Raw genomic sequence first — 12,965 nt, forward strand, 5'->3', positions numbered from 1 at the left:
TGTGCTGTAATATCACCGTCATAGCAAAGCGTGCTGCAAACGAAAAGCCGCCTAAATTCGAGGAGTATTATTGTGGATAAACCTTGGTTGTCTCGTTATCCAAGTGACGTACCGGCAGAGATCGATGCGGAACATTACCCATCTTTAGTAGAAATGTTTGAGCAATCGGTCCAAAAATACGCTGACCAACCAGCATTTGTAAACATGGGTGCCGTCATGACGTTCCGAAAGTTAGAGGAACGCAGCCGTGCATTTGCCGCTTATCTACAAAATGATCTCAAATTGCAGAAAGGCGATAGAGTGGCGCTAATGATGCCAAACTTACTGCAATACCCTGTTGCTCTGTTTGGTGTTCTGCGTGCGGGTCTGATTGCGGTCAATGTAAACCCACTATATACCCCACGTGAGCTGGAGCATCAGTTAAACGATTCTGGCGCTAAAGCGATTGTCATCGTTTCAAATTTTGCCAATACCCTTGAACAGGTGGTCGACAATACTCCAGTTAAACACGTTGTTCTAACCAGTCTTGGACAGATGTTGCCAAGAGCAAAGGGAACGCTGGTCGACTTTGTGGTTAAGTACGTTAAAGGCATGGTACCTAAATACGATCTTCCCGGTGCGATTTCGATGAGACAAGCGCTGAGAAAGGGCCGCAGGCTACAGTATGTAAAACCATTTATGTCGGGTGATGATATCGCGTTCTTGCAATACACAGGTGGCACAACCGGCGTTGCAAAAGGCGCGATACTGACGCACCGAAATATGATAGCCAACGTGATGCAGGCAAAAGGAGCGTATGGGCCTGTATTGTCAGATGGTCGGGAGCTAGTAGTGACGGCGCTGCCCTTGTATCACGTTTTTGCCTTGACAGTGAACTGTATGCTCTTCTTGGAGATCGGTGGACAAAACTTACTGATCACCAATCCTCGTGATATACCTGGTTTCGTTAAAGAGTTGCAGAAGTTCCGTTTTACCGCAATCACTGGCGTCAACACCTTGTTTAATGCTCTGGTAAATAACGAAGATTTTCACGAACTCGATTTCAGCCAACTGAAACTTTCTGTTGGTGGTGGTATGGCGGTGCAAAGAGCGGTCGCAGAGCAGTGGAAAAAGACCACTGGTATACATCTTTTAGAAGGATACGGCCTAACGGAGTGTTCGCCGCTGGTAACGGTTAACCCATATGATTTACATCATTATACAGGCGCGATCGGGGTTCCTGTACCATCGACAGATGTGCGTATTGTCAATGATGAAGGTCAGCCCATTGCCAATACCGAAATAGGTGAACTTCAAGTGCGAGGCCCTCAGGTGATGCAAGGCTATTGGCAGCGCCAGAAGCGACCAAAGAAGTGATTGACCAAGAAGGTTGGTTGTCGACTGGTGATATCGTTAAATTTGATGACGAAGGCCTTATTCACATAGTGGATCGCAAGAAAGACATGATTTTAGTGTCCGGCTTTAACGTCTATCCAAATGAGATAGAAGATGTGATTGCGCTCCACGGTAAGGTACTAGAAGTCGCAGCCATTGGTCAGCCAAATGAAGCATCAGGGGAAGTGGTAAAAATATACGTGGTAAAACGCGACCCAAGCTTGACTAAAGAAGATATCATCGAGCATTGCCGAGAACATCTAACAGGCTACAAAGTCCCTAAATTGGTTGAGTTTCGCGAAGACTTACCAAAGACTAATGTCGGCAAGATTTTAAGGCGTGTGCTCCGCGAAGAAAACGATGCCAAACTAAAGGCAGAATAAGAAGTCTTGAATATGATAAGATGCCAGCGAAATGCTGGCATTTTTTTAGGCAAACAGTGAGACCTAAGTGAACTACCAAATAATAACGACCACACCCCAACTAGAAATCGTCTGCGAGCAGGCAAAGCAGCAAGATGTGCTTATGCTGGATACTGAGTTTGTCCGCACCCGTACTTACTATCCACAGCTTGGTTTGATTCAGCTCTATGATGGAGAAAACTTAGCACTGATTGATCCCATTGCTATCGAAGATATGACTGCTTTTGAGGACCTGCTTAGGGATACCTCAATACTAAAGGTTCTTCACGCTTGCGGTGAAGATTTAGAAGTCTTTCAAAATAGTTTTGGTTGTCTTCCACACCCTATGGTTGACACTCAGATCATGGCCGCTTTTTTGGGCAATGGCCTTTCAACGGGCTTTGCTAAGTTAGTGGAAGAAAACTTAGGGGTAGCATTGGACAAAAGTGAGTCTCGTACTGACTGGCTTAAGCGCCCGCTAAGCGATAAGCAGCTTGATTATGCCGCGGCTGATGTTTACTACTTGTTGCCTTTGTATCAAAAGCTACTAGAGCAAGTGACCCAAGCAGGCTGGTGGGAAGCTGTGCAGCAAGAAAGCGATTTGATTGCTAATAAACGAGTTCGTCAAGTTGAACCAACCAAAGCTTACTTGGATATTAAAGGGGCATGGCAGCTTAAGCCGAACCAACTTGTCATCCTTAAAGCTCTTGCCATGTGGCGTTACAAAGAAGCCATTAAACGAGATTTAGCGCTAAACTTTGTTTTTAAAGAACACGACTTGTTGGCGGTGGCAAAGTACAAAATTCAGAGCAAATCGGTGATGGAAAAAGAGGGCTTTGACCCACGAGCGATCCAACGCCACGGAAGCCGGATCATCACAATGGTGAAGACGGCGATGACAATACATCAAGACGAGTATCCAGCTCCTATAGAGCGTCTTATGGATAAGCCTAGCTATAAACAGCAATTTAAAACGTTAAAAGATGAAGTGAAAAAAGTTTCCCAAAAGAGTGGTCTCGCCACTGAGTTTTTAGCGTCAAAAAAACAATTGAATCAACTGATTAGTTGGGTTTGGAAAAAGGATAGGGATCCGGCAAATCTACCGGACTTGATGCAGGGCTGGCGTTTGCCTTTGCTCGGCGAAAAGCTTGATAAATTGGTTAAGTAATATCAAAAAAGGCTTCCATCGGAAGCTTTTTGATATTTATGAAAAGCTATCGTGAGAAGCGATGGCCTTAAAAGAGCTTGTTAACCAGTTAGCCAGCGAGTACGTCAGTGGCAACTTTGTAGCTAGGGTCTTCTTTGACATTGATTTCAACTAAGCTACCCGCTTTATGAAGTAGGGCACGGCAGTCTGGGCTTAAATGGCGCAGGTGCAAAGTCTTGCCTACAGCGGCATAACGCTCGGCTAAAGTTTCAATCGCTTCAATAGCGGAGTGATCCGCAACACGAGAGTTAGCAAAGTCCACAATAACGTCTTCAGGATCGTTTGGCGCATCAAACAGCTCAAGGAAGTTAGCAGCACTACCAAAGAAGATAGGACCGTTGATATGGTACTCTTTTGACCCTTCAGCATTAACAGTACTAGAAGCGTAGATGTGTTTTGCGTGCTCCCATGCAAACATTAGAGCAGAAGCCACAACACCAACGGCAACCGCGACAGCAAGGTCGGTCAGTACTGTCACTACAGTAACAAGAACAATAACGAAGAAATCTTGTTTAGGCACGCGGCGAGCAAGTTTAAAGGTTGCCCATTCAAAAGTACCGATCACAACCATAAACATAACACCTACGAGTGCTGCCAATGGGATCATTTCGATTAGCGAAGATGCAAACAAGATAAAGAACAATAGCATCAGCGCTGCAACGATGCCGGATAGTCGACCACGACCACCAGAGTTAACGTTGATCATCGATTGACCTATCATGGCACAGCCGCCCATAGCGCCAAACATTGAACAGGTTACGTTTGCCATACCTTGGCCAACACACTCTCGGTTGGACTGGCCACGAGAGTTTGTCATCTCATCCAGTACCGTTAGCGTCAACAGTGACTCAATAAGACCAATTGCCGCAAGAATGATCGCGTATGGCAGAATAATTTGTAGCGTTTCTAGGGTCAGTGGTACGGCAGGAATAGAGAAGGTTGGCAGATTACCAGCAAGTGTCGCGCTGACGTCTCCTGACATAGTGCGTAGGAAGTCTACAACCGTACGCGTTTCAAGCCCTAGTAGCTGAACTAACAGCGTAACCGTAACAATCGCTACTAGTGAAGAAGGCACCGCTGTCGTCAGTTTAGGTAAGAAGTGAATGATAGCCATGGTAAGCAACACTAAACCAAGCATAAGACCCAGTTGGTCAGCAGGCAACCAAGTTAGCGCTCCACTTAAATCAGGACCTTTAAACTGGCCAAGCTGAGCGAGGAAGATCACGATGCGAGGCCATTAACAAAGCCAATCATTACCGGATGGGGAACCATACGGATAAATTTACCCAACTTAAAAATACCCGCAGCGATTTGCAAGATACCCGCAAGCAGAATAGCGGCGAATAGGTATTGAACGCCGTGGGTGGCAACTAGGCTCACCATAACAACTGCCATAGCGCCAGTTGCACCAGAAATCATACCTGGGCGGCCACCAAAGATGGAAGTTACTAGGCCGACAATAAAGGCAGCGTAAAGGCCAACCATTGGGTCTACACCCGCTACAAAAGCGAATGCAACTGCTTCAGGAACCAATGCCAATGCGACGGTTAAACCTGAAAGGACATCGTTTTTTACAGAGTGTTTTGAAAATTGGGGAAATTCGAACATGCTTGCTCAGTATCACTGTGGGTTAAATTTGTTCTGAATCGCTTTTTCGTAGACGGAGCAAAATTAGTGATAAAAGAGCAGCAACGAAAAAAGTGTTTCAGAGTAAGTCGGCGCATCCTACCGAAAAGTGTGATTAAGTTCAATAATGAACCATAGGATGACCAATTATTGTGACCAATAATTGAACTATAGGCCAAGCCCATTGACTTTGATTTTGTTTTTATTTTCGGGACATAAAAAAACAGCACCTGTTTAGGTGCTGTTTTTCATATTTAACAAGTAGTTATCAGTAGCCTTGAGGCTTAGACATCGCAGCTCCAGCTTGATTAGTCGCTACTTGGCTACCCGCTCCGCGAGCTTGATAACGCTCACTGCGGAATGGTGCAGCATTGACATCAATTTGCTTGAGCTCCTGTGGGCCCGGTGCTTTAGCCATAGGGGCACTAGCGTGGCCTTTAACCAATGTCGCTACCTTGATCTCTGATTGGGTCAGAGCTTTATCAGTGGACTCAGTTTTCACTTCAGTTTCAACAGGTGCTTCTTGAACAACGGCTTCTACTCTTGGCTGTTCAACTGGCGCTTCAACTACTGGTTTCGCAACTGGTGTTTCTACCGCTGGGGTTTCCACTTTGACTGCTTCAACCGGTGCTTCAATAACTGTTGCTTCTACCGCTTCGACCACTGGTTCAGGGCGGCGAATGATGACTTTACCCATTGCCATTTCTGGGAATGCGAATCCACCCATTACAACCGCTGGTGCTTTACCCGCTTTCTTGTTAGGACGTTTACCTTTCACTGGTAGGTCATAACGCGGCATCACTTTACCCATAGCCATCTCAGGAGAGGCTACACCACCTTTGCGCAGGCGGAATGGGTTAGGGCGACGGTCGCGACCGCGGCGGCGTCTCTGACCACTTGCACGCAAGTGACGAGGAGAGCGGCGGTTACGACGTTGCTTGCCTTCACCTTGCTCTTGAACTTCAGTAACCGGAGCTTCCTGAGTTGCTGTTGCCTGTTCGGCAATAGCTTCGGCCTTCACTTCTACAGCGTTATTTTCGGCGTTTGCAGCGTTTTTCACTGGCGCGTTTTGACCGTTAACACGAACCTGCTTATTGAGTTTACGGCGTTGACGTCTCTCTTTCACCTTCGCTGTTTTCTCTTCTTTACGAGATTCAGTTTGTGGTGCTTGAGCGTCAGCAGCTAGCTTTTGACCTTCCTCGGCAAGTTTGGTGTTCTTCACATCATCGCGTTTGTTGCGCTTGTCCTGTCTAGGTTTGCGCTTCTGCTGCGGTTTGCGTTCTTGCTTGCCAGACTCTTGCTCGTCTTTGTTGCCTTTGCGCTTATCGCGATTGCCATCGCGATTATTGCGACGACGTTGGTCATTGCGATTTCGACGATTGCGATTATTGCGTTTGTCGTTGCGCTCTTTTTCCTGTTTTTCTTCTTTCTTCTCTTCTTCAGCAGAACCGAATAAGAAGCTGCCAATAGCTTTAAACAGCTTTGCAACGAAACCAGGTTCAGAAGACTCTGCAGTTTCACTTACCTGAGGCTTTTGAACTACCGGTTTTGCCTGAGGCTTAGGTGTAGGCGCAGTTTGAGCTGGAGAGGCAAACCCTTTGAGAACTGGTTCTTCCAGTTTCTTAGGTTTGGCTTCTACTTCAGGTGTTTCTTTACTTTCTGCTTCTTTCAGAGCTTCGATTTTCTTAGGAAGCAAGTAAGAAAGCAGATCAAACTCTTCGCCTTCTCTGACGCGAATTACGTCAAAGTGCGGCGTTTCCATATCAGAGTTTGGAACAACGGTAATTTTCACTTCTTGAATTCGTTCAATGTGATTGATTGAACGACGCTTTTCGTTGAGTAAGTACGAAGCGATAGGCACTGGAACCACAGCGAGAACTTGCGCGGTATTGTCCTTTAGCGCTTCTTCTTCGATTAAGCGAAGAACAGAAAGTGCCAGAGATTCATTGTCACGTACTACGCCTGTACCGTTACAGCGTGGACAGATGTGGTGACTCGCTTCAGCTAGAGAAGGGCTGAGGCGTTGACGGGACATCTCTAGAAGACCAAAGCGAGAAATTCTACCGATTTGTACGCGAGCACGGTCCATGCGAACAGCGTCACGAAGGCGGTTTTCAACTTCGCGTTGGTGGCGCACTGGGGTCATATCGATAAAGTCGATGACGACAAGGCCACCCAAATCGCGCAGGCGTAATTGACGTGCAATTTCATCTGCTGCTTCAAGGTTAGTATTGAGCGCTGTTTCTTCGATGTCACCGCCCTTAGTTGCTCGGGCAGAGTTAATATCGATAGAAGTCAGTGCTTCTGTCGGGTCAATAACAATAGAACCACCTGATGGCAGGCGAACTTCGCGCTGGAAAGCCGATTCGATCTGACTTTCAATCTGGTAGTGACTAAATAGAGGTACTTCGCCGTCGTACTTTTTAACGCGGTTAACGAAATCAGGGCGTACCAACTGGATGTGCGCGAGTGCGCGCTCATAGATGGTATTGCTGTCGATCAGGATTTCACCGATATCGCGACGCAAGTAGTCTCGAATAGCTCGAACGATCACGTTACTCTCTTGATGGATCAAGAAAGGCGCGGGGTTCGAGTCAGAAGCTTGCTTAATTGCATTCCAGTGGTTAAGCAGAACGTTTAAATCCCACTCCAGCTCTTCAGCGCTTTTACCAACACCCGCAGTACGAACAATCAAGCCCATACCTTGAGGTAGTTCCAGCGTGCTTAGCGCAGCTTTTAGTTGTGTGCGTTCGTCACCTTCGATACGGCGAGAGATACCGCCAGCACGAGGGTTGTTCGGCATTAGAACTAAGTAACTACCAGCAAGAGAGATAAAGGTAGTTAAGGCTGCGCCTTTGCTACCACGTTCTTCTTTTTCCACTTGCACGATCACTTCCTGACCTTCGGTCAGTACTTCTTTGATACTCGGGCGACCTTGGTAGGTGTACCCTTCAGGGAAGTATTCGCGAGCAATTTCTTTAAGAGGAAGGAAACCGTGACGTTCAGCGCCGTAATCGACAAATGCAGCTTCTAAGCTTGGTTCAATTCGGGTGATACGCCCTTTGTAGATATTCGCTTTTTTCGATTCATGACCTGGACTTTCGATATCCAAATCGTAAAGTCGCTGGCCGTCGACCAAAGCGACACGCAACTCTTCTTTTTGAGTTGCGTTAATTAACATTCTTTTCATTTATACAAATCTCGTTGTCATTCTTTGTTTTTGATTTGTTACCTAAGTCGTCTTCAGGGTGCCTGATCCCATGGCTTAATCGTTGCAGCCTCCCGGCTGGAGGGATGCTCTCGGGCACATCAGTCATCACAAGCGTATTCACTGCTTGTGTGCCGCAATCTGGCGGAAATACTCAACATGAAGTGGCGATGAGTGCGGTAACAAAAAATGCTAATTACGAAAATGTCTTACGCCGTGTGCTGCATCTTACTAAATTAGCGGGCTACTCATGTCTATATCCAAGATACTTCAAAATGCAGCATTCAACTTGTACATCGTTACTTTAATGAGAAGCCGATATAGTTTTGTTGAAACTGCCTGCTAAAGTGAACTGAATATACGCTCACAAAAATGAATGGCGTTGTTTAAAATGCGGCCATTTCACCTATTGCGGTGTGAACTATAGCAGTACCCAGTAAACTCAGCAATCTGCTTTCAGATAAATCACTGAAAAATCTGAAATTGGAGTTTATAACCAATTGATTTATATGAAAATTCTTCGTTTTTTGTCAAAAATGGGATTTGTCGGTTGTTTTTTGAGCGCAATCCCTGTGAATTACAATCAAAATGAAATTTTTTTGTTTTGTTGCCAACATTTTGTGAAATGAATCAGGTAACGAGTTAGAATGTTCCCATGAGTGAGATAAGAACTAAAGTCCAATTTGTCGATATCGATGAAGATATGGCGGGACAGCGCATTGATAATTTCCTGCGCAATCAGTTAAAAAACCTACCAAAAAGCATGATTTATCGCATCCTTCGAAAAGGAGAGGTGCGCGTTAATAAAAAGCGAATCAAAGCCGAGTACAAACTGCAGGCTGGCGATATCGTTAGAATTCCTCCGGTGACTATTGAGGAAAAAAGCGATAAAGATATAGCGCCGAGCACCAAGTTGGATAAGGTTGCTGAGTTGGAGCACCTTATTATTTACGAAGATGAACACTTGTTGGTACTCAATAAGCCTCTGGCACCGCAGTACACGGGGGCAGTGGACTTAAATTCGGTGCGATTGAAGCCCTGCGGGCACTGCGCCCTCAAGCGCGTTTTCTCGAATTGGTGCACCGTATCGACCGAGACACCTCTGGTATTTTGTTGGTGGCAAAAAAGCGCTCTGCGTTGAGACATCTTCAGGCTCAGTTTCGAAATAAAACTGTGCAGAAGTACTATTTCGCGTTAGTCATGGGAATATGGAAAAACAGCTGTAAAGTCGTCAACGCGCCTTTGCTCAAAAACGAAGTGAACAGCATTGTGCGAGTTAATCCAAAAGGCAAAGCCTCAGAAACTCGATTTAGGGTGATCGAAAAGTTTGCTCAAGCCACTTTGATTCAAGCTAGCCCAATTACTGGTCGAACTCATCAAATTCGCGTACATACTCAATATGCTGGTCACCCCATCGCTTGGGATGACCGATATGGGGATCGTAGATTTGATGCGTACACGGATAAGGCAGGACTCAACCGACTTTTCTTGCATGCTGCGAACATCAAGTTCCAGCACCCATCAAATGATGAGTGGATGGAAATTAATGCGCCATTAGGACAAAAGCTTGAGGAAGTGTTAACACGGCTGAGGAAAATGTCAGCTTAACGGGTCGACACGGTGTCGAGCCAACATCTCCAAGAGCATTATCAAAGGCAGGCCGACGAGTGTATTTGGGTCCCTGCCTTCTAATTTTTCAAACAGCGCGATTCCCAAACCTTCACTTTTAAAACTACCTGCGCAATAAAATGGCTGCTCTTTGTCGACATAAGCTTCAATTTGATTTGCGCAGAGCTCTCGGAAGTACACTGTAAAGCGCTCGTAGTTGCTTTCTATTTTGTCGTTGGCAGTATCGTAGACCGCAAGGCCTGTATAAAAGTGGATCGCTTTTCCTGACTGACGAGTAAGCTGTTCAATCGCTTTTTCTCGCGTGTGGGGTTTGCCTATGATTTCGCCGTCTATCACGCATACTTGGTCGCTACCGATAACAAGTGATTCTTCACGGACATTACAACTGCGCGCTTTTAACTCGGCTAGCCTGACAACAAGTTGTTGGGGAGATTCGCCGTCGAGGGGAGTCTCGTCACAATGAGGGGCTAACTGCGTAAAAGGCAGCCCCAATTTTTCCATCAATTGGGCTCTAAACGGTGAAGTAGATGCCAGTACTAAAGTGGTGGAGTTCATGGTAATTCGGTGTAGGTTAGTAAGTGCTACTAGCATAATCGATTGTTTGCCGATGAGTATACTCACTGAGCAGATTATTAGTGCTATCGTTAGCGCGGTTCGGACAACAGGCGGTTTCGACTGAAAAAAACTTTAACTTTTTGTCCTTTTCCTTTGACTCAAAACGATTTGAAAGATAGAATTCGCGCCCTATGCAAAAGGTAAAAATACCGCGAACGGTTGATCCGGCTAAAGCAGCTCAGAAGCGTCTTGATTATGATGGTATCATTCAAGTTAGTCTTTTTAAGCGTTTAGAAGAATCGGTCGAAGGCGTTAAACGCGACGCTCAAGTGTCATTGTCATTTGGGTTAGATGAACAGCGACTTGTCGTTATCTCTGGTAAAGCTAACGTAGAAGTCGATTTAGAGTGTCAACGCTGTAACGAGGTTTTTGCACATCAGTGCAATGTTCAATTTACTTATACTCCTTATTACAATGAGAAAAGTGAAGAGGACGCACCGGAAGAGTACGATTTGGTAGATCCGAACGAGTACGGTGAAATAGACCTAATACAGTTAGTTGAAGACGAGTTCATTCTAAACTTGCCTCAAGTAGCAATGCATGATGAAGCGGATTGTAGCGTTAATTCAGATAACATGGTGTTTGGTGAGCTTCCAGAAGAAGTTGTGGAAGAAAAAAAACCGAATCCATTCGATGTTTTGAAAAGCTTAAAGAAGTAATTCTTTAAGAATTTACATAGGAGTAGGGTCCATGGCCGTACAAAAAAACCGTAAAACACGTTCTAAGCGTGGTATGCGTCGCTCACACGATGCGCTAACTACAGCTGCACTTTCTGTTGATTCGACTTCAGGTGAAACTCACCTACGTCACAACATGACAGCTGAAGGTTACTACCGCGGCAAGAAGGTTATCAACAAGTAAGGTTGACCTTTGCAAACTATAACCGTTGCACTTGATGCAATGGGCGGGGACCTCGGTCCCAGCGTTACAGTGCCTGCCGCCGTGCAGGCATTGTCGTTTTTCCCAGAGCTAAAAGTGACTCTAATAGGTGATCAAAACGCGATCACTGCTCAACTCGTAAAGCTAGGCCGTAAAGCGGATAGTCGCCTGACTATTCAACATAGCGAACGAGTCATATCTAATTCTGAAAAACCTTCTCTTGCTTTAAGAAACAGTGCCGGAAGTTCAATGGCCATGGCGATAGACGCTGTGTCTGAAGGGCTTGCTGATGCTTGCGTTAGCGGTGGTAATACCGGGGCGTTAATGGCGTTGTCCCGTTTTAAACTCAAACTCTTGCCCGGTATTGAAAGGCCTGCTCTAGTTTCTGCCTTACCGACGGTTCAAGGTGGAAAAACATGGATGCTCGACTTGGGCGCGAATGTTTCGAGTGATGCAGACTCTCTATTCCAATTTGCCGTTATGGGCAGTGCTTTGGCAGAGCAATATTTACAGCGCAAGCCACGAGTCGCCATACTCAATATTGGGGCAGAGGAAATTAAGGGTAACGATCTGGTTAAGCGTTGCTCTGAAATGCTATCAGACACCGACTCTATTCACTATATTGGTTATATTGAGGGCAATCAGCTTCTCGAAGGTGATGCCGAAGTGGTGGTATGTGATGGTTTTGTCGGCAATGTTTGCCTTAAAGCGTGCGAAGGTACCGCTCAACTCTTTATTAATAAAGTAAAATCCGCCATGATGGCCTCTTCATTAAAAGGTTGGGTCGCCAGAAAACTGTTTTCTGGTCTGATTAATGAACTAAAAACACTGAACCCCGACCAGTATAACGGCGCAAGTTTGTTAGGATTGCGCGGCATTGTCATAAAAAGCCACGGAAGTGCTGATGTTAAAGCGGTCACCAATGCAATTGGTGAGGCTTTACACGAGGTCAAACGACAAGTACCCAGCCGTATTAGCGATCGTTTGGAAGCGGTTTTACTCGAGAGGCATTATTAGTCTACATGTATAGCAAAATTTTAGGTACTGGCAGCTACCTGCCATCTCAAGTGCGTTCTAACGCTGATTTAGAAAAAATGGTAGACACAAGCGACGAGTGGATTGTAACCCGTACTGGTATTAAAGAACGTCGCATTGCTGCTGAAAACGAAACTGTTGCGGATATGGGTTATCACGCGGCAGTGAATGCCATCGATATGGCGGGTATCGATAAAAATGATATCGATCTCATTATTGTTGCGACCACCAGTGGTAGCCACACTTTCCCCTCTTCAGCGTGTCAGGTGCAAGCTCAATTAGGTATTAAAGGTTGTCCAGCGTTTGATATTGCGGCGGCGTGCTCAGGTTTTGTTTACGCTCTATCCGTTGCTGATCAGCATATTAAAACAGGTATGTGTAAGAATGTGCTTGTTATTGGTTCCGACGCATTGTCTAAAACCTGTGATCCAACGGACCGCTCAACCATCATCTTGTTTGGTGATGCAGCAGGCGCTGTCGTTGTTGGACAGAGCGAAGAGCCGGGGATCTTATCCACTCATATCTATTCTGACGGGGCTTTTGGAGAACTGTTGAGTCTTGAAGTTCCCCAGCGCGGTAAAGATGCGGATAAATGGTTACACATGGCGGGTAATGAAGTGTTTAAAGTCGCCGTTACTCAGCTATCTCGCCTTGTGAAAGACACCCTTGACGCCAATGGTATGCACAAAAGTGAACTTGATTGGCTTGTGCCGCATCAGGCGAACTATCGAATTATTTCTGCGACAGCGAAAAAATTGTCTATGTCTCTAGACCAAGTGGTTGTTACTTTGGACAGACATGGCAATACCTCTGCCGCAACGGTACCGACAGCACTCGATGAAGCGGTACGCGACGGTCGAATTCAACGCGGTCAGACCCTGTTACTCGAAGCCTTTGGCGGCGGTTTTACATGGGGTTCAGCACTAGTTAGATTCTAAGCTGTCACTCGATTTTCAATTTTAAAAAGCACAATAGGGTGCTTTTTATTCTT

General features: G+C 45.8%; 7 protein-coding genes and 3 pseudogenes. 7 read left to right on the top strand and 3 right to left on the bottom strand.

What is annotated here, in order from left to right; all coding sequences use genetic code 11:
• Positions 1-72 precede the first annotated feature (72 nt).
• Positions 73-1,757, top strand: a pseudogene (gene fadD / locus BLO31_RS13540) (long-chain-fatty-acid--CoA ligase FadD).
• Positions 1,758-1,824: 67 nt separating this feature from the next.
• Entirely contained in the window at positions 1,825-2,943 is a 1,119-nt protein-coding gene (gene rnd, locus BLO31_RS13545) for a ribonuclease D (protein ID WP_070967508.1), read from the top strand.
• Between the two features lie 88 nt (positions 2,944-3,031).
• Here the strand turns inward: rnd and BLO31_RS13550 are convergent.
• Both BLO31_RS13550 and rne read right to left on the bottom strand, forming a co-directional pair.
• A pseudogene (locus BLO31_RS13550) lies at positions 3,032-4,590 on the bottom strand (SulP family inorganic anion transporter).
• 286 nt (positions 4,591-4,876) lie between these two features.
• Positions 4,877-7,798: a ribonuclease E gene (gene rne, locus BLO31_RS13555; protein ID WP_070967512.1), complete on the bottom strand. Its 2,922-nt coding sequence runs from the start codon at positions 7,796-7,798 to the stop codon at positions 4,877-4,879.
• Positions 7,799-8,471: 673 nt separating this feature from the next.
• On the opposite strand from rne, the pseudogene rluC reads away from it, so the two are divergent.
• Positions 8,472-9,424: pseudogene (gene rluC / locus BLO31_RS13560) on the top strand (23S rRNA pseudouridine(955/2504/2580) synthase RluC).
• Here the strand turns inward: rluC and BLO31_RS13565 are convergent.
• Positions 9,416-10,000 carry a Maf family protein gene (locus BLO31_RS13565; protein ID WP_070967670.1) on the bottom strand — a complete coding sequence of 195 codons (585 nt, stop codon included), beginning with the start codon at positions 9,998-10,000 and terminating at the stop codon, positions 9,416-9,418. The pseudogene rluC and the gene BLO31_RS13565 overlap by 9 nt on opposite strands.
• Before the next feature lie 191 nt (positions 10,001-10,191).
• Here BLO31_RS13565 and yceD point away from each other — a divergent pair, with 191 nt between their 5' ends.
• Genes yceD through BLO31_RS13585 form a run of 4 tightly spaced genes read left to right on the top strand, consistent with a single transcriptional unit; the run spans position 10,192 to position 12,912 of the window.
• Complete coding sequence (gene yceD / locus BLO31_RS13570; protein ID WP_070967515.1) at positions 10,192-10,719, top strand: 23S rRNA accumulation protein YceD; 528 nt, start codon at positions 10,192-10,194, stop codon at positions 10,717-10,719.
• Positions 10,720-10,750: 31 nt separating this feature from the next.
• Positions 10,751-10,921 (top strand): 50S ribosomal protein L32, encoded by a 171-nt coding sequence (gene rpmF, locus BLO31_RS13575; RefSeq protein WP_070967518.1) that lies wholly within the window; start codon positions 10,751-10,753, stop codon positions 10,919-10,921.
• Between the two features lie 9 nt (positions 10,922-10,930).
• Positions 10,931-11,956, top strand: a complete 1,026-nt coding sequence (plsX, locus tag BLO31_RS13580) for a phosphate acyltransferase PlsX (protein WP_070967523.1) — start codon at positions 10,931-10,933, stop codon at positions 11,954-11,956.
• 5 nt (positions 11,957-11,961) lie between these two features.
• On the top strand, positions 11,962-12,912 hold the full coding sequence (locus BLO31_RS13585) for a beta-ketoacyl-ACP synthase III (protein WP_070967526.1): 951 nt from the start codon (positions 11,962-11,964) through the stop codon (positions 12,910-12,912).
• Positions 12,913-12,965 lie beyond the last annotated feature (53 nt).

It is taken from the genome of Vibrio sonorensis (genome assembly GCF_001854765.1).
GTDB lineage: Bacteria > Pseudomonadota > Gammaproteobacteria > Enterobacterales > Vibrionaceae > Vibrio > Vibrio sonorensis.